Annotated in this window: 28 protein-coding genes; 16 read left to right on the top strand and 12 right to left on the bottom strand. The window is 64.6% G+C overall.

Annotated features, from left to right (window positions below):
* Positions 1-19 precede the first annotated feature (19 nt).
* Positions 20-1897 (top strand): flagellar hook-associated protein FlgK, encoded by a 1878-nt coding sequence (flgK, locus tag ACE10X_RS28665; protein WP_038385498.1) that lies wholly within the window; start codon positions 20-22, stop codon positions 1895-1897.
* Between the two features lie 7 nt (positions 1898-1904).
* Positions 1905-3788 carry a flagellar protein gene (locus tag ACE10X_RS28660; protein ID WP_038385497.1) on the top strand — a complete coding sequence of 628 codons (1884 nt, stop codon included), beginning with the start codon at positions 1905-1907 and terminating at the stop codon, positions 3786-3788.
* A gap of 135 nt (positions 3789-3923) precedes the next feature.
* Here ACE10X_RS28660 and flbT read toward each other — a convergent pair whose 3' ends face one another.
* A complete protein-coding gene (flbT, locus tag ACE10X_RS28655) occupies positions 3924-4355 on the bottom strand; it encodes a flagellar biosynthesis repressor FlbT (RefSeq protein WP_016847775.1) in 432 nt (143 codons plus the stop codon).
* A 228-nt stretch (positions 4356-4583) separates the two neighbouring features.
* Entirely contained in the window at positions 4584-4736 is a 153-nt protein-coding gene (locus ACE10X_RS28650; RefSeq protein WP_157788012.1) for a hypothetical protein, read from the bottom strand.
* On the opposite strand from ACE10X_RS28650, the gene ACE10X_RS28645 reads away from it, so the two are divergent.
* The 3 genes from ACE10X_RS28645 (at position 4723) to ACE10X_RS28635 (ending at position 6857) form a co-directional block, all read left to right on the top strand.
* Positions 4723-5892: a flagellin gene (locus ACE10X_RS28645; protein ID WP_304496156.1), complete on the top strand. Its 1170-nt coding sequence runs from the start codon at positions 4723-4725 to the stop codon at positions 5890-5892. The genes ACE10X_RS28650 and ACE10X_RS28645 overlap by 14 nt on opposite strands.
* A gap of 205 nt (positions 5893-6097) precedes the next feature.
* Entirely contained in the window at positions 6098-6463 is a 366-nt protein-coding gene (gene flaF, locus ACE10X_RS28640) for a flagellar biosynthesis regulator FlaF (RefSeq protein WP_016846762.1), read from the top strand.
* A 28-nt stretch (positions 6464-6491) separates the two neighbouring features.
* A complete protein-coding gene (locus ACE10X_RS28635) occupies positions 6492-6857 on the top strand; it encodes a hypothetical protein (RefSeq protein ID WP_016846761.1) in 366 nt (121 codons plus the stop codon).
* Between the two features lie 18 nt (positions 6858-6875).
* On the opposite strand, the gene ACE10X_RS28630 is transcribed toward ACE10X_RS28635, so the two are convergent.
* The 4 genes from ACE10X_RS28630 to ACE10X_RS28615 form a co-directional block, all read right to left on the bottom strand.
* On the bottom strand, positions 6876-7262 hold the full coding sequence (locus tag ACE10X_RS28630; protein ID WP_028337698.1) for a hypothetical protein: 387 nt from the start codon (positions 7260-7262) through the stop codon (positions 6876-6878).
* Positions 7263-7422: 160 nt separating this feature from the next.
* On the bottom strand, positions 7423-7923 hold the full coding sequence (locus ACE10X_RS28625) for a hypothetical protein (protein ID WP_038385496.1): 501 nt from the start codon (positions 7921-7923) through the stop codon (positions 7423-7425).
* Positions 7924-7942: 19 nt separating this feature from the next.
* Positions 7943-8299, bottom strand: coding sequence for a flagellar assembly peptidoglycan hydrolase FlgJ (gene flgJ, locus ACE10X_RS28620; protein ID WP_028337696.1), 357 nt, complete (start codon positions 8297-8299; stop codon positions 7943-7945).
* On the bottom strand, positions 8299-9423 hold the full coding sequence (locus tag ACE10X_RS28615) for a flagellar basal body P-ring protein FlgI (protein ID WP_038385504.1): 1125 nt from the start codon (positions 9421-9423) through the stop codon (positions 8299-8301). The genes flgJ and ACE10X_RS28615 overlap by 1 nt, the downstream gene beginning before the upstream one ends.
* Positions 9424-9689: 266 nt before the next feature.
* Between ACE10X_RS28615 and ACE10X_RS28610 the strand changes: the two genes are divergently transcribed.
* The gene (locus tag ACE10X_RS28610; protein WP_038385495.1) at positions 9690-10103 is read left to right on the top strand and encodes a flagellar assembly protein FliX; all 414 of its coding nucleotides are present in this window, start codon (positions 9690-9692) and stop codon (positions 10101-10103) included.
* A gap of 40 nt (positions 10104-10143) precedes the next feature.
* Here the strand turns inward: ACE10X_RS28610 and ACE10X_RS28605 are convergent, their stop codons facing one another.
* Entirely contained in the window at positions 10144-10530 is a 387-nt protein-coding gene (locus ACE10X_RS28605; protein ID WP_038385494.1) for a helix-turn-helix domain-containing protein, read from the bottom strand.
* 104 nt (positions 10531-10634) lie between these two features.
* On the opposite strand from ACE10X_RS28605, the gene ACE10X_RS28600 reads away from it, so the two are divergent.
* From ACE10X_RS28600 to ACE10X_RS28590, 3 genes are all read left to right on the top strand, one after another.
* A complete protein-coding gene (locus ACE10X_RS28600) occupies positions 10635-11246 on the top strand; it encodes an NAD(P)-dependent oxidoreductase (RefSeq protein ID WP_038385493.1) in 612 nt (203 codons plus the stop codon).
* Positions 11247-11456: 210 nt separating this feature from the next.
* Positions 11457-11822 carry an RNA polymerase-binding protein DksA gene (dksA, locus tag ACE10X_RS28595; RefSeq protein ID WP_170991616.1) on the top strand — a complete coding sequence of 122 codons (366 nt, stop codon included), beginning with the start codon at positions 11457-11459 and terminating at the stop codon, positions 11820-11822.
* Positions 11823-12060: 238 nt separating this feature from the next.
* The gene (locus ACE10X_RS28590; protein ID WP_038385492.1) at positions 12061-12867 is read left to right on the top strand and encodes a hypothetical protein; all 807 of its coding nucleotides are present in this window, start codon (positions 12061-12063) and stop codon (positions 12865-12867) included.
* A gap of 101 nt (positions 12868-12968) precedes the next feature.
* On the opposite strand, the gene ACE10X_RS28585 is transcribed toward ACE10X_RS28590, so the two are convergent.
* Positions 12969-13397, bottom strand: a complete 429-nt coding sequence (locus ACE10X_RS28585; RefSeq protein WP_085970652.1) for a helix-turn-helix domain-containing protein — start codon at positions 13395-13397, stop codon at positions 12969-12971.
* Between the two features lie 98 nt (positions 13398-13495).
* On the opposite strand from ACE10X_RS28585, the gene ACE10X_RS28580 reads away from it, so the two are divergent.
* Both ACE10X_RS28580 and ACE10X_RS28575 read left to right on the top strand, forming a co-directional pair.
* Positions 13496-14524 carry an aldehyde reductase gene (locus ACE10X_RS28580; RefSeq protein ID WP_038385491.1) on the top strand — a complete coding sequence of 343 codons (1029 nt, stop codon included), beginning with the start codon at positions 13496-13498 and terminating at the stop codon, positions 14522-14524.
* Positions 14525-14632: 108 nt separating this feature from the next.
* The gene (locus ACE10X_RS28575) at positions 14633-15418 is read left to right on the top strand and encodes a 2-keto-4-pentenoate hydratase (protein WP_038385490.1); all 786 of its coding nucleotides are present in this window, start codon (positions 14633-14635) and stop codon (positions 15416-15418) included.
* Between the two features lie 236 nt (positions 15419-15654).
* On the opposite strand, the gene ACE10X_RS28570 is transcribed toward ACE10X_RS28575, so the two are convergent.
* A complete protein-coding gene (locus ACE10X_RS28570) occupies positions 15655-16407 on the bottom strand; it encodes a carbonic anhydrase (RefSeq protein WP_038385489.1) in 753 nt (250 codons plus the stop codon).
* A 651-nt stretch (positions 16408-17058) separates the two neighbouring features.
* Positions 17059-18096 carry an IS110 family transposase gene (locus ACE10X_RS28565; RefSeq protein ID WP_375763201.1) on the bottom strand — a complete coding sequence of 346 codons (1038 nt, stop codon included), beginning with the start codon at positions 18094-18096 and terminating at the stop codon, positions 17059-17061.
* A gap of 572 nt (positions 18097-18668) precedes the next feature.
* Between ACE10X_RS28565 and ACE10X_RS28560 the strand changes: the two genes are divergently transcribed.
* From ACE10X_RS28560 to ACE10X_RS28540, 5 genes are read left to right on the top strand one after another with little or no spacing between them, the layout of a single operon-like run.
* Positions 18669-18992 carry a helix-turn-helix transcriptional regulator gene (locus tag ACE10X_RS28560; RefSeq protein WP_016846748.1) on the top strand — a complete coding sequence of 108 codons (324 nt, stop codon included), beginning with the start codon at positions 18669-18671 and terminating at the stop codon, positions 18990-18992.
* Positions 18989-19420, top strand: coding sequence for an SRPBCC domain-containing protein (locus ACE10X_RS28555; RefSeq protein WP_038385488.1), 432 nt, complete (start codon positions 18989-18991; stop codon positions 19418-19420). Before ACE10X_RS28560 ends, ACE10X_RS28555 begins: the two co-directional genes overlap by 4 nt.
* A gap of 44 nt (positions 19421-19464) precedes the next feature.
* A complete protein-coding gene (locus ACE10X_RS28550; RefSeq protein WP_038385487.1) occupies positions 19465-19701 on the top strand; it encodes a hypothetical protein in 237 nt (78 codons plus the stop codon).
* 46 nt (positions 19702-19747) lie between these two features.
* A complete protein-coding gene (locus tag ACE10X_RS28545; RefSeq protein WP_038385502.1) occupies positions 19748-20179 on the top strand; it encodes a DUF1801 domain-containing protein in 432 nt (143 codons plus the stop codon).
* A gap of 34 nt (positions 20180-20213) precedes the next feature.
* Positions 20214-20711, top strand: a complete 498-nt coding sequence (locus ACE10X_RS28540; RefSeq protein ID WP_038385486.1) for a GNAT family N-acetyltransferase — start codon at positions 20214-20216, stop codon at positions 20709-20711.
* A 28-nt stretch (positions 20712-20739) separates the two neighbouring features.
* On the opposite strand, the gene ACE10X_RS28535 is transcribed toward ACE10X_RS28540, so the two are convergent.
* A complete protein-coding gene (locus ACE10X_RS28535) occupies positions 20740-21060 on the bottom strand; it encodes a hypothetical protein (protein WP_304557758.1) in 321 nt (106 codons plus the stop codon).
* Positions 21061-21263: 203 nt separating this feature from the next.
* Positions 21264-21557, bottom strand: a complete 294-nt coding sequence (locus ACE10X_RS28530) for a hypothetical protein (RefSeq protein ID WP_026193017.1) — start codon at positions 21555-21557, stop codon at positions 21264-21266.
* Positions 21558-21589 lie beyond the last annotated feature (32 nt).

Genomic DNA, 21589 nt, shown 5'->3' with positions numbered 1-21589 from the left:
GTAAAGGCGAGTACACATCATGGGTTTGAGCCAAGCCCTTTCCACCGCGATGTCGGGCCTGCGCGCCACGCAGGCCTCGCTCTCGCTCGTGTCGTCGAACGTCGCCAACGCGGAGACGCCCGGCTACGTCAGGAAGACGCTCAACCAGGTCACCGGCACCACCGGCCAGTACGGATCGAGCGTCCTCATCACCGGCGTCAACCGCCAGCTCGACGAATTCCTGCAGACCCAGCTCCGCACCGAGACGTCGGGAGCGGCCTACGCGGACGTCCGCTCGGATTTCCTGGCCAATCTGCAGGGCGTGTACGGCAATCCCGACTCCACCGGCACGATCGAGGACGCCTACAACAAGTTCCTGACCGCGCTGCAGGGGTTGTCGACCAGCCCGGAATCGCAGTCGGCCCGCATCGGCGTGATCAATGCCGCGCAATCGATGGCGCAGCAGCTCAACGCGACTTCGCAGGGAATCCAGACGCTGCGCGCCAACGCCGAGGCCGGCATCAGCGACTCCATCAACAGCGCCAACAATGCGTTGCAGCAGATTGCGCGCCTCAATGTCCAGCTGGCGGCCAATGGCGGCACGACCGATGCCTCGACCGCGGCATTGCTCGATCAGCGCGACCGCTACGTCACGCAGCTCTCGCAGCTGATGGACATCCGCACCGTCACCAACAGCCAGAACCAGGTGAGCGTGTTCACCAATTCCGGCGTGCAGCTGGTCGGCACCGAGGCCGCGACGCTCAGCTTCAACGCCCAGGGCACGATGACGCCCAACACGTTGTACAATACCGACCCGACCAAGAGCACCGTCGGCACCATCACCATCACGTTCCCGCATGGCGGCACCTATGACATGGTGTCGACCAACTCGATCCGCTCCGGCAAGATCGCCGCCTATCTCGAGTTGCGCGACAACACGCTGGCGCAGGCCCAGACACAGATCGATCAGTTCGCCGCCGCGATGTCGAGCGCGCTGTCTGACAAGACGACCGCGGGCACCGCCGCGACGGCGGGAGCGCAGTCCGGCTTCGACCTCGATCTCTCGGGACTGCAGAACGGCAACACCATCCACGTCTCCTACAAGGACAACACCACCGGCCTCACGCATAATCTGTCGATCATCCGCGTCGACGATCCGAGCGTCTTGCCGCTGAGCAATACCGCGACCGTCGATCCGAACGACGAGGTGCTGGGCATCGATTTCTCCGGCGGCATGAGCTCGGTGCTGTCGCAGCTCAACGGCGCACTCGGCGGAACCGGCCTGCAATTCTCCAATCCGTCGGGGTCGACGCTGCGCGTGTTCGACGACGGCGCCGTCAACAAGGCCGATGTGACCGCGGCATCGGTCACGTCGACGGTTTCGTCGCTGACCTCGGGCGATCCGCACCTTCCGCTGTTCACCGACAATGGCGGGCTCTACACCGGCGCGATCACCGCGAACGGCTCGCAGACCACCGGCCTTGCCGCGCGCATCAGCGTCAACACCGGCCTGATCGGCGATCCCTCGCGCATGGTGGTGTACTCGACCAATCCGCAGACGCCGGCCGGCGACACCACGCGCGCCAACCTCGTCCTGAACCAGCTGTCGAACGCCTCGTACAGCTATTCGCCGCAGACCGGCCTTGGCACGTCAGGCGCGCCGTTCACCGGCACCTTGCTGAACTTTGCCAAGCAGTTCATCAGCCAGCAGGGCGAGTCGGCGACCGCCGCCAAGCAACTGGCTGACGGCCAGGACGTCGTGCTGAACACGCTGCAGACCAAGATGGACTCGACCTCCGGCGTCAACATGGACGAGGAGATGGCGCACCTGCTTTCGCTGCAGAACGCCTATTCCGCCAATGCGCGTGTGATGTCGTCGATCAAGCAGATGTACGACGCGCTGCTGCAGCTCACGTGAGGGTAACATGTCCATCGACGGCGTAAGCGGCAGAACTTCCTATATCGGCACCACGATCCTCAACCTGCGGAATCAGCTCAATGACCTGACCACGCAGCTTGCGACTGGCAAGGTATCGACGACCTATGCGGGGCAGGGGCTCGATCGCGGTTTTGCGCTCAGCCTGCGCGCGCAGATCAGCGGCATCAACGCGTTCTCCGATACCGCCACCAACCTCAACACGCGCCTGAGTGTCGCGAACCTCACCTTGCAGGGCCTGTCCGACGTCGGGACCCAGGTGAAGAACGCCGCGACGACGGCGACGCTGACGCTCAACGACAGCGGCCAGACCTCGGGCCAGATCACGGCGCAGGCAGCCTTCGCCAACGCGGTCGCGATGCTGAACAGCCAGTCGGGCGACCGCTATCTGTTTTCCGGCCGCGCGATGGATACGCCGGCCACGGTGTCCGCCGACACCATGCTCAAGGGCACGGCAACCCAGGCCGGGCTCACGCAGCTCATCAATGAGCGCAAGCAGGCCGATCAGGGCGCCGGCATGATGGGCCGCCTGAGCGTCTCGTCGCCGCCGGCGACCACGACGGTCACGAGTATCGCCGAGGACGGCTCGCCCTTCGGCCTGAAGCTTTTGTCGGTGCAGTCGTCGTTGACGGGCGGCGCCACGGTGACGCAGCCGGCCGGCACGCCGAAGTCGGCTTCGGTCGATCTCGGCGCCGTCAATCCGAAGGACGGCGACAAGATCAAGTTCAACTTCACGCTGCCCGACGGCACCACCGAAGCGATCGAACTCACGGCGACCACGACGAACCCGCCGCCCGCCGGCTCGTTCCTGATCGGCGCCGACACCGCGGCGACGACGGCCAACCTGCAGTCGACGCTGACCTCGTCGATCAAGACGTTGAGTGACACGTCGCTGGTCGCGGCGTCCGCGGTCGCGGCGTCGAACAATTTCTTCAATCCGGTCGCGACCGTCTCGGGCGCGGCGGTCAACAGCCAGAACACGCCGCCGGCGCCGATCAGCGGCGCCACGGCTCTTTCGGGCGCGGCGGGCACCGACTCGCTGTCGACGAGCTTTGCCGCCGGTGACACCATCACGGTGAACGGCACGCCGATCACCTTCGTTGCATCGGGCGCCACCGGCAACCAGGTCAACGTCACCGACAGCGTGCAGACGCTGATAGCCAAGATCGACCAGATCAGCGGCACCAAGAACCCGTCGACCATCAGCAACGGCGCGATCACCTTGCACGGCGCCGACGGCGAGAGCCTGTCGATCTCAAGCTCCAATACAGCCGCACTCGGCGCGCTCGGCATCGCCAACAACACCACCGCAGCGCCGGCGCCGCTCAGGGTAGGGGGACCGCCGTTCGACACCGCGACCAACCTGGTCGCGGGCACGCCCGGCAACACCGTCTACTGGTACACCGGCGAGAATGGCCCGGGGTCGGCGCGCGGCACCGCGGTCGCGCAGGTCGATCAGTCGATCACCGTGCAGTATGGCGCGCGCGCCAACGAGCAGGCCTTCCGCTATTTGCTGCAGAACGTCGCGGTGTACGCAGCCGTCACCACCAATGCCAGCAACCCGAATGCGAGCGCGCAGGTGACGGCGCTCGCGCAGCGCGTGAGCGCCAACCTCGCCCCGCAGAACGGTCAGCAGCAGATCCAGGACGTGCAGGCCGAATTCGCCGGTGCCCAGACCGCGACCAAAGCGGCCACCGATCGGCAGACCCAGCTCAAGGGGATGGCGGAAACGATGCTCGACTCGGTCGAGGGCGTCAATCAGGACGAGGTCGCGACCAAGATCCTCGCGCTGCAAACCAGCTTGCAGGCGTCGTACCAGACCACGTCGATGCTGTATCAGACGACGCTGCTGAAATACCTGCCGATCAGCTGATCGCGCGCCCCTCATCTCCAGCCAGCAAAAAGGCCTCCGCGCGGAGGCCTTTTTGTTGAGGCGAGTGGGGCTATAGCGTTTTCAAGCGAAGTGGACGCCGGTTCGCGTGAAGAAAACGCATCAAAACAAGAAGCTCTACGCGCTCTTGCGTGCGTCGTCGCGATCGGCGTTCTGCTGGTCGCGCGCGGTTTCCAGCAGCTTCTCTTCGTGTGCGATCAGCTTCTTGGACTCCTTCAGCGCGTGATAGAGGTCCCCGTTGAGGATGAAGTTGTTGACGCTTTCGATGAACGGCCACGCGCTCGGCATCGCGGTGATGATGTCGCGCACCAGACTGAAATAGGTCGGGTGGTGCGCCATCGGGTCCGGCGACAGATACATCAGCTGCACGGCGAGATAGATCAGCTTCGCCGGCGTGTCCGCGGTCTCGGGCGTCAGGATATCCTTTTCGCGCAGGATCGGGATGCGGTCGCCGTCGATCAGCAGGCGGGCGCGCTGGTCGGTGTTGGTGATCACGCAATTGCCGACGATGATGCGCTCGTTCGGTTTGAGTTCGACCTTCAGGGCCATGACCGTTCTCCTTTTGCCTGCAGTCGCGCGACGCCTTCGCTGGCGGAGCGAAGTGGTTCGGCACTGCTTAGCAGCCGCCGTTGCGGGCAGGGGCCGATGCGACAGCGATCCTTTCCCATGATAGTTAATGCTTGGTGAACGAGGGGCGGGCGCTGGCGTCGTTATCTGGCCGGAATTGTCAGTCGCCTCAGTAGTTTTCGGGGCAAACCTTGCCCAGTGGCGACAATTTTATTCTTCGGCCTTTGTCTCAAATGCCGTGCCGGAGATTTCTTTTTCCTTCGCGGCCAGACCGCAGGATCGGCCATCCGCCCGATCAGAAAGGATTGGAGCGGCTTTTTCCTCAGTTTCACACCAGAAAGGTATGAAAATGTCCGACATCATTCTCTCCTCCTCCGTTCGCCAGAACCTCCTCTCCCTCCAGTCCACCGCCGATCTGCTCTCCACGACGCAGAACCGCCTTGCCACCGGCAAGAAGGTCAACACGGCGCTCGACAACCCGACCAACTTCTTCACCGCGCAGTCGCTCGACAACCGCGCCAGCGACATCAACAACCTGCTCGACGGCATCGGCAACGGTGTGCAGGTGCTGCAGGCCGCCAACACCGGCATCACCTCGCTGCAGAAGCTGGTCGATACCGCGAAGTCGATCGCCAACCAGGTGCTGCAGAGCCCGACCGGCTACACCACCAGGTCGCAGGTCACCTCCACCGCGGCGCTCGGCGGCACGTCTGCCAACCTCGTCGACGGCACCACGATCAAGAGCGGTGACGTCCTGGCGATCGCGGCGTCGGCCGGCCAGCCGGCCTTCAGCTTCACCTTCGGGGCCAGCACGTCGCTGGCGCAGCTGAACACGTCGCTCGCGGCCAGCAACCTGACGGCGAGCCTCGACAGCTCGAACAAGCTCGTCATCACCACGACCAACGACGCGGCGTCCTCGACGATCGGTGCGGTGACCTTCACCAACACCGGCGGCGGCACCGCGACGTTCAGCGCGGCCGGCACGGCGCCGGTTGCCGACCAGGCCTCGCAGTCGGCGCGCGCCGCTCTGGTCACGCAGTACAACAACACCATCGCGCAGATCACGACCACGGCGCAGGACGCGTCTTTCAACGGCATCAACCTGTTGAACGGCGACAGCCTGAAGCTGACCTTCAACGAGACCGGCAAGTCGACGCTCAGCATCACCGGCGTCACCTTCAATGCCAGCGGCCTCGGTCTGAAAGCGCTGACCGCGGGCACCGACTTCCTCGACAACAACTCGGCGAACAGCGTCATTGCGTCGCTGAGCTCGGCGAGCTCCTCGTTGCGCAGCGAAGCCTCGACGCTGGGTTCGAACCTGTCGATCGTGCAGATCCGTCAGGACTTCTCGAAGAACCTGATCAACGTGCTGCAGACCGGTTCGTCCAACCTGACGCTGGCCGACACCAACGAGGAAGCGGCCAACAGCCAGGCGCTGTCGACCCGCCAGTCGATCGCGGTCTCCGCGCTGGCGCTCGCCAACCAGAGCCAGCAGAGCGTGCTGCAGCTGCTCCGCTAAGAGCCGGCAAGTGCTTCGAGAACGGCGGGGGAAACCCCGCCGTTTTCTTTTGTCTCCGGGATATTACGGTGTCTGTTCATGCCCTCAGAACGGCGCATTTCGTAACGGCTGCTAACCATATTTAAAGGCGCCGGATGCATAAATATCGGGCGCTAGAATTGCGTCTTCGCGGCTCGAGAAATCCGCATCCCATCGAGGTCATTGAATGTCGAATGCAGCCCAGGCCTACGCTCGTACCTCCACGACGACGGCGTCCCCACGTGAAATCGAAGCGCAGGCGCTGTTGAAGGCTGCGCGGCAGCTGCAGGAAGTCCAGACCAACTGGAACGGTCCCGACAAGGCGCTCGATCACGCGTTGCTGTTCAACCGCCGGCTGTGGTCGATCTTCCTCAGCGCCGCGCAGGGCGACGACAATCCGCAGCCGCTCGAGATTCGCCAGAACATCGCCAATATCGGCGTGTTCGTGATGAAGCAGACCGTCGACATCCAGATGAATCCGGATCCGGCGAAACTGAAGTCGCTGATCGATATCAACTGCAATATCGCCGCCGGCCTCTCGGGCCGCGGCTGATCGATCGATTCCTGACGGAGCCCTCGGCATGGCCGACGTGTTGAGCATCCTGTCGGCCAACTACAAGGCCGCCGGCCTGACGGTCCCGTCGAAGACGCCCTATGTGGCCGTCGATCCGAACCTCTATGAGGGCAGCTGGAGCGGCAAGTACGCCAACAACAAATCGTTCAACATCTCGGTGTCGAACGTCGATGGCTTCCGCGCCAAGGTCCACTACCAGAGCGACGGCACCAGCAAGTATCAGGACGTGCTGATCAAGGATGGCGGGTTCCGGATCGGCGATACCAAGTTCGCGCTGGTGCAGCAGGGGACGGCGTTGATCGCCAATGTCGTCACCGATCCGGCCACCGGAGCGACCTATCTCGACAAAGCCTACGCCACGCAGAAGACCTGAGCGGTCGTTGGTCCGCGCCTAGGCGCGGCGATCGGTGGCACGCACCCGCGTCGGCGCGTCCTTGCTGAGATCGAGCGCGTGGAAATAGGCGCGGCGGCGCAATACGGCTTCTTCCGGAAACTGCCTCACCACCAAATTCGTGCGATTGTCGACCACCTGATAGACCACGGCGCGCGCGTCGCGGTCGATGATCACCTGGTCGCTGACCGACGGAGCCTGATTTGAAATCGATGCGTTGACGGCGTTGGGATCGATGGTGACGCGCACGCTCGGCTCCGGAGCGGTGACGCTCTGGCTCGCCGGCAGTTCAGTCTTGACCGCCTTCTGCGCCGTATCGCTCGTGGGAGAGACCATCGGCGCCGCGACCGGTGCCCCCACCGGCTTGATGTTGAAATCTGTACTCATGGCAGCCTCGTAGTGCACAGGCACTAGTTTGCTTGAGTCAAATCCCAACCCCTCACGATCCGCAACTCTACGGGGAACCTCTCAATAGGCTGTTAGAAAACACGCTGAATGCCGCGCTGCCGGGGCGGCGTCGAATTGAGCTAAATTGTAAGCGTAGGCGTCAGAGCGTGCGGCTGACCGCGATCGGCGTCATGTTGCGCGGGCCGGGCGTAGCGCGCTGTCCGCTTGCGGTATAGGTGTTCGGAATGTTGCGGCGCTGCACCTCGGCATTGACGCCGCGCACGATGCCTTCGGAGACGGCATGCGCGGTCGCAAGCACGGTTAAATTGACCTGCAGCATGGCGCGGAACGTCTCGTGATGACGGCGCAGCGTCGCGAGCAGCTCGGGATCGGTCTGCGACAGCATCTTCTGCATCGATTTCAGATGCTCCACCGCGAGCATGTAGCGCCGCGACAGCTCGGACTTCTGCGGCTCGAGCCGCATGCCCTCGCGGATCTTGCCGGCGCGGACGAACTCGGTCTCCTGCTCGATCACGGAGAGCAGGCCGCTCATCACTTCGGTCAGCTCGTTGGCAAGACGCGCGACGTCCGGCGGCGTGGATGTCGCGGGCCGCGCGGCGGGGGCGGATGCTGGCCGCGGCTGCTGTGGACGCTGGTTCATCGCGCTGCTCCTTGAAACCCTAGCTCTTGTTCGCCTGCTGCAGGATCAGCGAGCGGAACACTTCGTTGGAAATGCCGACGCCGCCGGCCTTGGCGAAATTCTTCGAGTATTCGTCGGTCAGCATCGACCGCCATGCGCCGGTGCCGACGGTGTCGCCGTACGGGCCGTCGCCCTTCAGGCCGGTCGTCATCTGCGAGAACATCGAATTCAGGAACATCGATTCGAAATCGGTCGCGGTCGCCTTTGCCTTGGCGGCCTGCTGCGGCGTCACCTTCTTCAGCGCGTCCTGCAGCACGGGATCGGGGCGGCCGTTGAACATCGGCATCAACGCCTTGTTCGGCATGCTGCCGGTGGTGCTGTTGATCAGGCTCGCCATCACATCACCTCGATGTCGGCTTCGATTGCGCCGGCGGCCTTGATCGCCTGCAGGATGCTGATGAGGTCGCGCGGTCCGATGCCGAGGCCGTTGAGGCCGTCGACCAGCTGCTGCAGCGAGACGCCGTCCTTGACCACGGCGAACTTCTTGCCGTCCTCGCTGACGCCGACGCTGGTGCGCGGTGTCACGACCGTTCGGCCGCGCGACAGCGGATTGGGCTGGCTGACCTGCGGACTCTCGGAGATCGAGACGGTGAGATTGCCCTGTGCGACGGCGACGGTGGCGACGCGAACGTCGCGGCCCATCACGATGATGCCGGAGCGCTCGTCGATCACGATCTTGGCCACGAGATCGGGATCGACCTGCAGCTGCTCGATCTCGGTCAGGAAGGCGACGACGTTGCCTTTGAACTCCGTCGGGATCGCAAGCTGCACCGTGGATGGATCGATCGGCTCGGCGGTCTTGACGCCGAGATAGTCGTTGACCGCGGCGGCGATCCGCTTGGCGGTGGTGAAGTCGGCGTTGCGCAGCGCGAGGCGCACATTGGGCAGGCGGTTGAGCGCGAACTCGATTTCGCGCTCGATGATGGCGCCGTTGGCGATCCGGCCGACGGTCGGCACGCCGCGCACGACGCTGGCGGCGGCGCCTTCGGCCGCGAAGCCGGCGACCGCCACCGATCCCTGCGCCACCGCATAGACATTGCCGTCGGCGCCGAGCAGAGGGGTGACGAGCAGGGTGCCGCCCTGCAGGTTCTTGGCATCGCCGAGCGCGGAGACGGTGACGTCCATGCGCGTGCCCTGGGTGCCGAACGCCGGCAGATTGCCGGTCACCATCACGGCGGCGACGTTGCCGGTGCGGATGGTGGCGCCGCGGATGTTGACGCCCATGCGCTCGAGCATCGCCTGCAGCGATTGCTTGGTGAAGGGGATGTTGTTCAGCGTATCGCCGGTGCCGTTGAGGCCGACCACGAGGCCGTAGCCGATCAGCTGGTTCTGGCGCACGCCCTCGATATTGGCGAGATCCTTGATCCGCGAGGTCGCGGCCGCCGGCATGACGGAGGCCGCCAGCGCCAGCAGCGCGGCGCAGGCCACTCCGAACAGATTTGCGATGCGGATGCCGGGCATCCCGATGCTCCCCTCGAACTGAACTCGCGGATTGCGCGACACTCCCATGACGGCGATCCGCCATTAACCATGCGAGCTGCGTGCCACTTCGCTTCGCTTGGGCAATATGTTGATATATTTATCGAAATTGTCGGGCTGCCATTTTCCTCGGGTTCGCCAGGGAGCGCGAAACTTGCCGCGCGGCGGCAGAAATTGCCGGGTCGTTTACGCGCCGTTAACCATAAAACGGCGATGCTCGGCCCATTCAGGCCTGCGGGATTACGACGATGCGCATCTACGGACCGAACGGCACCACGCTTGGCACGTCCACCGGCGCCACGCGGCGCACCTCGTCGAGCGGCTTCTCGCTGCCGGATGCGGCGACCGCACAGGAAGAGGTGCGCTCCACCGCGGCGCCGAAGGCCGCTGCCAGCCTCGATGCGCTGCTCGCGCTGCAGGGCGTCGAGGACCCGACCGAACGCCGCAAGCGCTCGGTGGCCCGCGGCAAGGGCGCGCTCGACGTGCTCGATGCGCTCAAGCTCGGCCTGCTGTCCGGCAATTTCGATTCCTCCACCGTGAACCGGCTGCGTGACGCCGCGGCGAGCCTGAAGGAATCCTCCGGCGACCCCGGCCTCGATGCCGTGCTCGGCGAGATCGAGCTGCGCGTCGAGGTCGAGCTCGCCAAGGCCGGGCAATACTAGGCTCCTCTCGATCGACTCGCCTGTCTCACGCCGCAGCGCCTCAGGCCGCCAGTGCTTTGCGCTGCGCGTCGTAGCGGCGCTGCGCGGCCAGCACTTCCTTCAGATTCTGTTCGGCCCAGTCGCGCAGCGGATCGACCGCTTCGGCGAGCGTCGATCCGAGCGGCGTGATTGAATACTCCACCGTCACCGGCACCGTTGCGATCGCCCGGCGGCGCAGCAGCCCGTCGCGCTCAAGGCTCTTCAGCACCTGCGACAGCATCTTCTGCGAGATGCCTTCGATGGCGCGGCGGAGTTGGTTGAAGCGCATCGGCTCGCTGCGCAGCAGCAGCAGGATCAGCACCGCCCATTTGTCGCCGACCCGGTCGAGGATCTGGCGCGTCGGGCAATTGGCGGCATAGGCGTCCGGCTTGAGGCTCGTGGCTTTCATCGCGGTTACTCCGGCGTGATCAGGTGAGACGAGAGTGCCTTCTTCACACCTACATCCATTTCGCTATCTAGTCACCATTGGAAACCATCAATCGGAGACTTGAGATGAAGATCGCCATCGCCGGCGCGTCCGGCCAGGCCGGCTCGCGCATCACCGCGGAACTCGCCCGCCGCGGCCACGCCGTCACCGCCATCGCCCGCAACCCGGAGAAGATCGCCAGCCTGCCCAATGTCACTGCCCGCAAGGGTGACGCGAACGACCAGGCCGCCCTGGCCGCGTTGTGGGCCGGCCACGATGCCGCGATCAGTTCGATCCATTTCCTGGTCAGCGACCCCGCCAAGCTGATCGGGGCTGCCAAGGCATCCGGGGTCGGCCGCTATCTCGTGGTCGGCGGTGCCGGCAGCCTCGAGGTGGCGCCGGGCGTCCGCCTGGTGACCACCCCCAACTTTCCGCCCCAATACAAGGCAGAGGCCTCCAAGGGGGCTGAGTTCCTCGACCTGCTGCGCCAGGAGAAGGACCTGAACTGGACCATTTTGTCGCCCTCGGCGCTGTTCGTGGCCGGCGAGCGGACCGGCAAGTTCCGCCTCGGGACCGACCAGCTTCTGACCGCAGCCGACGGCAAAAGCTCGATCTCGTTCGAGGATTTCGCAGTTGCACTCGCCGACGAAATCGAGCGTCCGGCCCATATCCGCCGCCGTTTTACGGTCGGTTACTGAGGGGGCAGGGCCGTCCCCGGGCAGGGCGGATAAGTTTGCCTGTGCAAGGCCTTGGGGGCGGCCCGCCTTTCGCGGTGGCAGATATTGTCTGTCACATGACGTGGCTATATAAGGCGCCGCGCGGAGGGGTTGTGTTCCCTCCGCCTGACAGGGACATGGCTGCCTTTGGAAAAGCTGAAGAACTACCGGCCGACTGAAAAAGAGCCTTTCATGAATGAGCGGCAGCGCGATTATTTCCGCGCCAAGCTGCTGGCCTGGAAGGATGAGATCCTCCGCGAATCGAAGGTCACGTTGCAGACGTTGCAGGAAGAGAACGTCAATCATCCCGACCTCGCGGACCGAGCGTCCTCGGAAACCGACCGCGCGATCGAACTTCGTGCCCGCGACCGTCAGCGCAAGCTGATCTCCAAGATCGACGCGGCGCTCCAGCGCATCGAAGACAACACCTACGGCTATTGCGAAGAGACCGGTGAACCGATCTCGCTGAAGCGGCTCGAAGCCCGCCCGATCGCAACGCTGTCGGTGGAGGCGCAGGAACGCCACGAGAAGCGCGAGAAGGTCTATCGCGACGAATAGTGGCGACGGATCGCCACGGATTGCTACCGGCGCGTACCGGTTGTACGTTCGCGCCGCCATGATGACACGCACTCTCAACATCGCTTCGGTGTTTTTCCTGGGCTGATCCCGCTTCCTCCTGGAAGCGCTGAGCGGCCCCACGGGCTTTCGCTCCTGGGATTCCAGTGAAACCGAATGAGCCGGTCAGGTTCCGCGCATCGCGGAGCAGCGATGGCCGGCGACAGTTTGAGAGACAATCATGCCCCCTCGAAACGACCCGCGTGCGCTTGACGGCGCGCAGATCGAGCAATTCATCCAACAGGGCTTTGTCCGGATCGACAGCGCCTTTCCCCGGGAACTCGCCGACCGGGGACGCGCCATCATGTGGCGCGACTTGCCGTGCAGCGAGCACGACCCTTTGACCTGGACCCAACCGGTGATCCGGTTGCCGGGGTACGGCGGTACGCCGTTTCGCGAAGCGATCAACACCCCGCTGCTGCACCGGGCGTTCGACCAGATCGCCGGTCCCGGCCGCTGGCGCCCGCGCGACGACATTGGAACCTTTCCGGTGCGCTTCCCGCATCCGGACGATCCCGGCGACGCCGGCTGGCACATCGACGTCAGCTTCCCTGGCGAGGATTGCGACCCCAACGAGCGCGGCGACTTCTCCGCCTGGCGGGCCAATGTCGTCTCGCGCGGCCGGGCGCTGTTGCTGCTGTTCCTGTTCTCCGACGTCGGCGAGGATGACGCGCCGACCCGGATCAGGGTCGGCTCGCACCTTCCGATGGCCCGCTGCCTCGCGCCGGCGGGCGAGGCCGGACGCGCACGGATGGTGCTCGACGATGTCGGCGCCGACTGCGAGGTCGCGCTCGCGACCGGTGAGGCCGGCACGGTCTATCTGTGCCATCCGTTGCTGGTGCATGCCGCGCAGAAGCATCGGGGCACGACGCCGCGCTTCATGGCCCAGCCGTCGCTCGCTGCCGGCGAACCGTACCGGCTGGAACGTGCGGATGGTGCGTATTCGCCGGTCGAGATCGCGATCCGGCAGGCGCTTGGCATGGAGTGATGTCCGATGATGCGTGGTCCAGCCTTGCCACGCATTCGCTGCACCTCTCCCGCTTGCGGAAGAGGGGGCGCAGTGCCGATGCCGTCGCAGTTCAACACCACTCAGCCAATTCCGGCTCCGAGCGTCGTCGCGCTTGCCGCGGCGCTGCGGCGCGGGCCGAACGTCTTCGACCATGCCAGCAATTCGCGGAAGGCCGGCGTCAGGCTCCAGGCCGAATCCGTCAGCTCGTATTCGACCTGCAGCGGCTTCTCGGCGAGCACCTTGCGCGCCACCAGGCCGTCGCGCTCGAGCTCGCGCAGCTGCGCGGTCAGCATATGCTGGGTGATCGGCGCGAGCGCGCGGCGCAGCGCGCCGAACCGCACGCCGCCATTCATCAGCGTGAACAGGATCTCGAGCTTCCACTTTCCCCCGAGCGCGTGGATCGCGTGCTTGAATTCGATCAGCACATTGGGGTCGGTCGGACAGCTCTCGCATTCACCGCCGTCACACATATCGCTGGTATTGTTTTCCATACCGGTCTCGAATTTCATCCTACTTGTCCAGGGTCAGATAGGTGACCAGATGCGGCCTGTGCAGGGCGGGCAGCGCAATGTCGGGCCCATCCGCCGAACATGAAGAGGGCAGGGACATGAGCACGGTATTGGTCACGGGCGGATCGGGTTTCATCGGCGTGCATACCATCCTGCAGCTGCTCGCCGACGGGCATGCGGTGCGAACGACGGTGCGCAATCCGGGTCGCAGCAACGACGTGATCGCGATGCTGCGCGAGGGCGGTGCGCTTGCTCCCGACCAGATCGGCTTCGTCACCGCCGACCTGCTGCGCGACGACGGTTGGCGCGAGGCGGCCACCGGGTGCGACTACGTGCTGCATGTGGCATCGCCGCTCGGCGCCTATGTGCCAGAGGACGAGAATGAGCTGATCGTCCCGGCGCGGGAAGGCACGCTGCGGGTGTTGCGCGCTGCGCGTGACGCCCGCGTCAAGCGCGTCGTCGTGACGTCGTCGTTCGCGGCAATCGGTTACGGCCATCCGCCGCAAGCGGCGCCGTTCAACGAGACCGTGTGGTCCAATCTCGATGGCGAGGGCGTGCAGGCCTATCCGAAATCCAAGACGCTGGCCGAGCGCGCCGCCTGGGATTTCGTCGCGCGCGAAGGCAATGGCCTCGAACTTGCCGTGGTCAATCCCAGCGCGGTGTTCGGCCCGGCGCTCGGTGCCGATTTCTCCGAGTCGATCGGCATCATCAAGGCGCTGCTCGACGGCGCGATGCCGGCGGTGCCGCGGATCCATTTCGGCCTCGTCGACGTGCGCGATGTCGCCGACCTGCATCTGCGCGCCATGATGTCGCCCAAGGCGAGCGGTGAGCGCTTCCTGGCGGTCGCCGGCGAGACCATGTCGATCCTCGGGGTCGCCCGGGTGCTGCGCGCAAAGTTCGGCAGCAAGGCGCGGCGCGTGCCGCGGTTCCAGGCGCCGGACTGGATGATGCGGCTCGCCGCACGGCGCAACCCGATGGCCCGTGCCGCGCTGCCGCTGCTCGGCAAGGTGCGCCGCGCGACCAGCGCCAAGGCGCAAAACCTGCTCGGCTGGCGCCCGCGCGGCAATGAGGAGATGATCGTCGCAACCGCCGAGAGCCTGATCCGGCTCGGCCTCGTCAAGGCCTGACGGCAGCTCCCGTCGAGCGTGCTTGCCAGACGGGTCGGCGAGTGCTGAATTGCTGCGAGCAGACGGAGGCGCCACCGCGCCGCCGAGAACACCAGGGAGGCTGCGCAGATGGATCGGGTCCTCGCGGCCGCAAAGGCGATCGCCAGCGCGCGTCGCAGCCGGACGCCGCTCAAGGCGCTTCCGAAGGACGTCGCGCCGCGCGACGAGGCCGAAGGCTATCAGGTGCAGTATGCGCTGCACGATCTGATGCAGCCACACGTGGGCAGCCTCGTCGGCTACAAGATCGGCTGCACCAGCGCGGTGATGCAGGAATATATCAACATCCCGCACCCCTGCGGCGGTGGCGTGTTCGAGAAGGTCGTGCACGACAGCGGCGTGCGGCTGGCGGCGGCCGAGTTCGTCCATGTCGGCGTCGAGTGCGAGATCGCGGTGCGGCTCGCCCGCGATCTCGCTCCCAGCGAAGCGCCGTTCACCGCCGAATGGGTCGCGGAAGCGATCGATGCCTACTATCCCGCGATCGAGATCGTCGACGACCGCTACGTCAAATGGGAGACGCTCGGCGCGCCGACGCTGATTGCCGACGACTTCTTCGCGGCCGGCTGCGTGCTCGGGGAGGCGGTGCCTCGCATCACCGTGCCCGATCTGCGCGCGGTCGCGGGACGCGCGATCGTCAACGGCAAGGAAGAAGGCCGCGGCACCGGCGCCGACGTGCTCGGGCATCCCCACAACGCGCTCGCCTGGCTCGCCAATCATCTCGCCACTGAAGGTCGTGGCCTGCATGCCGGCCAGATCGTGCTGACCGGCAGCCTGGTCAAGACGGTGTGGCTGAACGCGGGCGACACGGTCGTGATGGAGCTCGACGGTCTCGGCAAGGTGGAAGCGGCGTTTACGTGAGGTGACGTTGTGCGAGCCTGTCTCCACATCAAAGATGTCGTCCCTGCCTAGTGCGCAATTGCGCACGGGAGCAGGGACCCATACCCCGCGGCGGCCGTCGTGAACCGCGCTCGTCGTTCCGGCGCCATGCAACAGTTAGCATTCGTGGTTATGGGTCCCTGCTTTCGCAGGGACGACACCGAGTGTGTAGCGCGACCTTGCGACCTTGACCTGACTTTACTGAATTCACCTGACTTTCAAGTCGTCGGGCGTTTGGCGTCCGTGACGAGCTCGACCTTGCCGTCGGTCAGCCGGTAGACCGCGCCGACCACCCTGAGCTTGCCCTGATCGACCGCGGCGCTCAGGATCGGCGTCGCCGATTTCAGCTTCGCGACGTTGTCGATGACGTTCTGCCTGATGGCGTTGGCGAGCCGGTCGCCTCCCTTGCCCTCGGTCGCCTTCACCGCCGGTGCGATCGCGTTGACCAGCGAGGGCAGATGGCCGGGCAGGGTGGTGTTGTCCTTCAGCGACTTGATGGCGGCGTCGACCGCCCCGCAGCTGTCGTGGCCGAGCACCATGAACAGCGGCACGTTGAGCACGGCCGATGCATATTCCAGGCTCGCGATCGTCTCGTCGCTGGCGAAATTGCCGGCGATGCGGCAGACGAACAGATCGCCGCGGCCGGTGTCGAACGCGTATTCCGGTGCGATGCGGGAGTCCGCGCAACTCAGGATGCCGGCGAACGGATTCTGTCCGCCGGCCAGCGCCTCGCGCTCGTGCTTGAAATCATGCCGCCGCGCGACGCCTTCGACATAGCGGAGATTGCCCTTCACCAGCCGGTCCAGCGCCGCGTCCGGCGCCAGCACATTCTGCGGCTTCGGCGGCGATTTGGTTTCCCTGGCGGAAGCCGGCGGTACAAGGGCGAGGCTGGCGGCGGTGCAGGCTGCAGCAGCGAGGAAACGGCGCCGGGAGGTCTGGGTGGGAGCTGTGATTTCGCAAAGCTGGCACATCAAAAATCTCCGTAAAATTATCCGAGAATAGCAATCGCGTCCGTGCAAAGGTTGTAGATCATGCGCAGTGCCACCGCAACGACACGGTTTTGCGCGCCCGGATGTTGGAGGCGGGACTCGTCGTTGCAATAGTGCATGACAATTCGCTTCTGTGGTGATGGGTCCCTGCTCCCGTGCGCAATTGCGCATAGGCAGGGACGACAATGAGGATGGTTCTCGATTCAAGATGACAAACATGCGGTGTCATCACCCGCGAAAGCGGGTGATCCAGTATTCCAGAGACGCCGGTGCTTGAGCCGAGAGGCCGCGGCGTACTGGATCGCCCGGTCGAGCCGGGCGATGACAGAGCGGATGCTACACACGCGATCGTCGTCCTGGCGAAAGCCAGGACCCATATGTGGACGGCCCCCGTGGCACAAGAGCTGTTTGGTGAGATCGGATCGCTTGCATCCATATGTCCGGCCTGTTGGGTGCGATCGAATGGATCGCTGGCCAAGATGGTTTGCGCGATGCGAGTTCCAAACAACCACGCGGCCTTTTGACGGCCGATGGGTCCTGCGGACTGTCTCGCATCGTTGCTCGATCGATCGCTCCATCTGCTCTTGCAGCTCCGGGTCGGCTGACGAGCGAGCCCGCCGGCCGGCCAATCGATTAGGCGGCGGCTGTCATGGGCTTGATCCGTGCCGCCTCGTAACTCTCGCCCGTCGCCATCAACTTCCAGGCGATACGGGCTACTTTGTTGGCAAGCGCCACGGCCGCAAGCTTCGGCGGCTTGCGCTGGATCAGGGCCAGCAGCCAGCGCGAGTGATGACCGCGTCCCCGCCTGGCCTGCTGGATCACCGCTGTGGCCCCGATGACCAGCAGACGGCGCAGGTCCTCATCGCCCGCCCGCGTGATCTTGCCAAGCCTGGTCCTGCCGGCGGTAGAGTGGTCCTTGGGTGTCAATCCCAGCCAGGCCGCAAAATGACGACCAGAACGGAACGCGTGCGGATCAGGTGTCTTCATCACCAGCGCGGTTGCAACGATCGGACCGACCGAGGGGATCTCAGCCAGGCTCCGGCCCGTGGCATCGCCGCGGTGCCAGGCCATCAGCTTGGCCTCAACCGCCTTCAACTCACCCTCGAGCCTGGCGCGCTCCCGGCCCAGCACCACAAACAGCTCGCGCGCCAGGGTGGGAAGCGTCTCGTCCTGCGCAATCCGCGCCAGCAGCGGCTCGATCGCGTCCAGTCCTTTGGGTGCGATCAGGCCATACTCCGCCGCATGGCCGCGGATCGTATTGGTCAGCTGGGTACGCCGGACGATCAATCCGTCGCGGACACCCATCAGCATCAGCGCAGCCTGCTGCTCGGCCGTCTTCACCGGCACGAAGCGCATGCTCCGCCGGCTCATCGCTTCACACAGACCTTCTGCATCCCGCCCGTCATTCTTGTTCCGCATCACGTAGGGTTTAACCAATTGCGGTGCCATCAGCTTCACTTCGTGACCGAGCTTGGAAAGCTCCCGCGCCCAATGTTGCGAAGCCCCGCAGGCCTCCATCCCGATCACGGTCGGCGGCAATTTGGCGAAGAACTCCAGCACCTGTTTGCGCGACAGCTTCTTGCGCAGCACCACCTGCTCCGCCGCATCAACCCCATGCAGCACAAAAATATACTTCGACGTATCAATCCCAATGCGGATAATCTGGTTCACGGACGGCTCCCATGTATGAGATCTAGACAACCTCATTCTGGCACACTGATGCCGTAGGGGGCCGTCCACACCATCAACCACCGCATTTGATGATGAACGGGATCGCGGCCCCAGCATCGCGCAGCAATTGAGATTTGGGGTAATGGGTCCTGGCTTTCGCCGGGACGACATGGAATGTGTTGCGCGCGTTGTGAGTCAAACTTCCGCATTCTCGCGACATGATTTGTCCGAGCTTTGATCTTCGTTTCGCCCTCTCTTGGACAGAGGGCGCAGGGAAAGCCGGGTGCTGATTGCACCCATGGGCCCCGTGCAAAAGGTAGAAAGCACGGAAGTAGGACCACAGGTGTAACCGGACAACCCGGCTTTCCCTGCGCGATGGGCTACGGCCCGAAGGGCCGATCGGCGCCACCGGATAACCTGCGGGTTATGAAAGGCTCGGCGGTCCTGTTGTGCGATTGAGCCGGAAAACCCCAGGTAGCGCGGCCACGGCCGAACCGCCGAAGTTTCTGGTTGACTCATCCATAGCTGGATGGTTATACATTAATCCATAACCGATGGGTTATTGATCGCAAATGCCAGACGCTCACGACATCCTGTTTCGAACCCTTGCAGACCCGACCCGCCGGGCCATCTTCGAGCGCCTGTGCCGCGAGGGCGAGCAGACCGTCGGCGCCCTGACGGCCCGCGCCAGGATTTCGCAACCGGCGGTGTCGAAGCATCTCGGTGTGCTGAAGCAGGCCGGACTGGTGCGCGACCGCCATGAAGGCAGGCAGACCCATTACAGCGCGCAACTCGGCGCGCTGGCGCCACTGATCGACTGGACCAGCCAGATGGCGGGCTTCTGGCAGAACCGGTTCGACCACCTCGAAGATCTCCTCAAAAGGATGGACCAATGAACAAGACCACCGCTGAAACGCGCTCCGCGATCGTCGAGCGTGAATTTCCTCATCCGCCGGAAAAGCTCTGGCGCGCGCTGACCCAACCGCATCTGATGGAGGAGTGGCTGATGAAAAACGATTTCAAGCCCGAGGTCGGGCACAGCTTCAACCTGCGCGGCGAGTGGGGCGGCGTGCTGGACTGCAAGGTGCTCACCGTGGAGCCGCACAAGACGCTGTCCTACACCTGGAATTTCGCGCATGCGGATGCCGCCTACAATCTTGAGAGCGTCGTGGTCTTCACGCTGACGCCGACGGCCACCGGCACCCATCTGCGCGTCGAGCAGTCCGGCTTCCAGCCGCATCAGAAGCAGGCCTATGGCGGCGCCCATGCCGGATGGAAGCAGTTCCTCGAGAATCTCGATCAGCTGATGGCGCGGCCGGAGTGAGGCGCGCTCGCGAACTCACAACATTCATTCAACAGGAGGTCACATTGAACTGGAACAACTGGATCCGGCAATCGCACCGCTGGCTCTCGATCGCCTTCACGGTCGCCGTCATCATCAACATCGTCGCCATGGTCCTGCAGCAGCAGCAGGTGGTCTGGATCGGCCTGCTGGCGCTGTTCCCGCTGATCTTCATGCTGCTCAGCGGCCTTTATCTGTTCGCGTTGCCCTATCTCTCGCCGCGGCGTCAGCATGGGGGATCGACGTCCGCGTCCCAAGTGTGATTGCATGACGTGACGACTTGGGATGGATGAGGCGCGAGGGACGGCAATGACGGCACCGGAACGTATCGATCGGATGATCGAGGATCTCACCGACTGGCGCGGCAAGACGCTCGCCAGCCTGCGCAAGAGCATCCTCGCCGCCGATCCTGAGATCATCGAGGAGTGGAAGTGGATGGGCAGTCCTGTGTGGTCGCGCGACGGCATCATCGCAGTCGGCAACGCCCACAAGGGCAAGGTCAAGCTGACCTTCATGTATGGCGCGCAACTGCCGGACCCCGACAAACTCTTTAACACCGGCTTCGAGGGCAATGCGCGGCGCGCGATCGATCTGTTCGAGGGCGACAAGGTCAACGCCCCGGCGCTGAAGACGCTCATTCGTGCCGCGATCGAGCTCAACCAGGCTAAATCCAAAAAATCCGCGAAGAAGCCGGCGAAGAAGGCCGCGGGTACCCGCGCGACCGCGAAGAAGAAGGCGTGAGCTGCGCCGCCATGGTGCTCGCGATCCATCCGAGATGATCAAGACCAGGCTCGCCACATCGCCGGATGCGGACGCCATCTCCGCGCTGCTGACGGCCAACGCCGGCGACCGCGGCGGCATGCTGCTCGGGCAATGGCCGCGCGAGGCGATCGAGACGCGCATTGCAAACGGGCAGCCGATCGTCGTCGCGACCGATGATGAGGGCAGATTGCTCGGCGCGCTCCTGACGTCGGAGAAGGGATATGGCGAGGCGCCGCCGGTGCAGGCCATGCTGAAGGCCTGGCCGGGCAGTCCCGATGCATATGTATACGGCCCGGTGTGCGTCTCGCGGGACGCGCGCGGCCTTGGCGTCCTGGAGGCGTTGTACGCGAAGCTTCAGGCGACGTTCCCCGGCCGCGAGGCAATCCTCTTCATCAGGGAAGACAACCCGCGCTCGCTCAAGGCGCATCTGCGGCTCGGCATGCGCGAGGTCGCGCGATACGACTTCGGCGGCAAGGCCTTCATTGTCCTGAGCGACGGGCCCGACGCGTGAATGCGGCCGTCGCGCTCGCGCAGCCAGGCTAGGCCGAGATGTCGACCGCCTGGCCGGCCTTGCCGGCGTTCTTCTGGAACGCCTGCTCGATCAGCTCCTTGATCTTCTGCTCGACCGCGGCGCGCTGATCCGGCGTCATGTTCTTGAGGTCTTCTTCGGACATGCCCATGCTTTTGAGGATGTTCGCGCGCATCCGGTCCATCGGGCTCATCTGCGCGTATTTGAGAAACTTCTGCTCGACGGTGTCGCCGAGCGAGCCGCAGCCGGTGGCATCGGCGGTCAGCGGTTTCTTCAATGTGCCAGTCGTCATGCCGGCGGTGACCGATCCAAGGGCCGAGATCGACGTCATCTGCGCGCGCAGTCCCCGTTGCAATGCTGCAATCGCGGAGCAAATGGCGTGCCATCCGTTGCAGCTGTGATTTCAAAGGGATCGTGGCGCCGCCATACGCGCACGACGCGCCGCGGGCAGCTTCTGCCGGGCGAAGTTTGCCGGTTGCGACCTTCAGGCTATGGTATGCACGATCACTGGACCCGCAACCGCGGTTGCGGCCTTCAGGCTATGGTGTGCACGATCACTGGACCCGCAACCGCGGTGGCCTGCCCAACCAGCAATGGACCGAGATTGTCGTCGATCCAGGCCAGCGCGCGGCGGTTGGCCTCTTCGGCGCCGGCATGGTTGTTGAAGACGCTGATCGCGGTGACCGTATCGTCGCCGGCATAGACCACGTAATAGGCCATGAAGCCTTCGACGTCGCTGATGATCGGGATTGCGCCTTCCTTGATCCGGCGCGCGAGTTCCTCGGCGCTACCAGTCTTCGCCTTGGCGTGACGGATGGCGGCATACATGCGGTCCTCCTTCCGGCTGCATCGATGGGCTG

The sequence above is a fragment of the Bradyrhizobium sp. Pha-3 genome, assembly GCF_042258325.1.
Lineage (GTDB): Bacteria > Pseudomonadota > Alphaproteobacteria > Rhizobiales > Xanthobacteraceae > Bradyrhizobium > Bradyrhizobium elkanii.
Note: the sequence above shows the minus strand (reverse complement) of the source record. Positions and strands in the feature narration are given on the sequence as shown.

Excerpts from the sequence above, each read along its gene's own strand:
- ACE10X_RS28605 (WP_038385494.1), bottom strand. The coding sequence starts at position 10,530 with ATGAAAGCCACGAGCCTCAAGCCGGACGCCTATGCCGCCAATTGCCCG.
- dksA (WP_170991616.1), top strand. The coding sequence starts at position 11,457 with ATGAATGAGCGGCAGCGCGATTATTTCCGCGCCAAGCTGCTGGCCTGG.
- ACE10X_RS28610 (WP_038385495.1), top strand. The coding sequence starts at position 9,690 with ATGCGCATCTACGGACCGAACGGCACCACGCTTGGCACGTCCACCGGC.
- ACE10X_RS28630 (WP_028337698.1), bottom strand. The coding sequence starts at position 7,262 with ATGAGTACAGATTTCAACATCAAGCCGGTGGGGGCACCGGTCGCGGCG.
- flbT (WP_016847775.1), bottom strand. The coding sequence starts at position 4,355 with ATGGCCCTGAAGGTCGAACTCAAACCGAACGAGCGCATCATCGTCGGC.
- ACE10X_RS28530 (WP_026193017.1), bottom strand. The coding sequence starts at position 21,557 with ATGTATGCCGCCATCCGTCACGCCAAGGCGAAGACTGGTAGCGCCGAG.
- ACE10X_RS28540 (WP_038385486.1), top strand. The coding sequence starts at position 20,214 with ATGATCAAGACCAGGCTCGCCACATCGCCGGATGCGGACGCCATCTCC.
- ACE10X_RS28660 (WP_038385497.1), top strand. The coding sequence starts at position 1,905 with ATGTCCATCGACGGCGTAAGCGGCAGAACTTCCTATATCGGCACCACG.
- flgJ (WP_028337696.1), bottom strand. The coding sequence starts at position 8,299 with ATGGCGAGCCTGATCAACAGCACCACCGGCAGCATGCCGAACAAGGCG.
- ACE10X_RS28545 (WP_038385502.1), top strand. The coding sequence starts at position 19,748 with ATGACGGCACCGGAACGTATCGATCGGATGATCGAGGATCTCACCGAC.
- ACE10X_RS28625 (WP_038385496.1), bottom strand. The coding sequence starts at position 7,923 with ATGAACCAGCGTCCACAGCAGCCGCGGCCAGCATCCGCCCCCGCCGCG.
- ACE10X_RS28590 (WP_038385492.1), top strand. The coding sequence starts at position 12,061 with ATGCCCCCTCGAAACGACCCGCGTGCGCTTGACGGCGCGCAGATCGAG.
- ACE10X_RS28585 (WP_085970652.1), bottom strand. The coding sequence starts at position 13,397 with ATGAAATTCGAGACCGGTATGGAAAACAATACCAGCGATATGTGTGAC.
- ACE10X_RS28615 (WP_038385504.1), bottom strand. The coding sequence starts at position 9,423 with ATGCCCGGCATCCGCATCGCAAATCTGTTCGGAGTGGCCTGCGCCGCG.
- ACE10X_RS28570 (WP_038385489.1), bottom strand. The coding sequence starts at position 16,407 with ATGTGCCAGCTTTGCGAAATCACAGCTCCCACCCAGACCTCCCGGCGC.
- ACE10X_RS28575 (WP_038385490.1), top strand. The coding sequence starts at position 14,633 with ATGGATCGGGTCCTCGCGGCCGCAAAGGCGATCGCCAGCGCGCGTCGC.
- ACE10X_RS28535 (WP_304557758.1), bottom strand. The coding sequence starts at position 21,060 with ATGACGTCGATCTCGGCCCTTGGATCGGTCACCGCCGGCATGACGACT.
- ACE10X_RS28555 (WP_038385488.1), top strand. The coding sequence starts at position 18,989 with ATGAACAAGACCACCGCTGAAACGCGCTCCGCGATCGTCGAGCGTGAA.
- ACE10X_RS28600 (WP_038385493.1), top strand. The coding sequence starts at position 10,635 with ATGAAGATCGCCATCGCCGGCGCGTCCGGCCAGGCCGGCTCGCGCATC.
- ACE10X_RS28635 (WP_016846761.1), top strand. The coding sequence starts at position 6,492 with ATGGCCGACGTGTTGAGCATCCTGTCGGCCAACTACAAGGCCGCCGGC.
- ACE10X_RS28645 (WP_304496156.1), top strand. The coding sequence starts at position 4,723 with ATGTCCGACATCATTCTCTCCTCCTCCGTTCGCCAGAACCTCCTCTCC.
- flgK (WP_038385498.1), top strand. The coding sequence starts at position 20 with ATGGGTTTGAGCCAAGCCCTTTCCACCGCGATGTCGGGCCTGCGCGCC.
- ACE10X_RS28650 (WP_157788012.1), bottom strand. The coding sequence starts at position 4,736 with ATGATGTCGGACATTTTCATACCTTTCTGGTGTGAAACTGAGGAAAAA.
- flaF (WP_016846762.1), top strand. The coding sequence starts at position 6,098 with ATGTCGAATGCAGCCCAGGCCTACGCTCGTACCTCCACGACGACGGCG.
- ACE10X_RS28580 (WP_038385491.1), top strand. The coding sequence starts at position 13,496 with ATGAGCACGGTATTGGTCACGGGCGGATCGGGTTTCATCGGCGTGCAT.
- ACE10X_RS28560 (WP_016846748.1), top strand. The coding sequence starts at position 18,669 with ATGCCAGACGCTCACGACATCCTGTTTCGAACCCTTGCAGACCCGACC.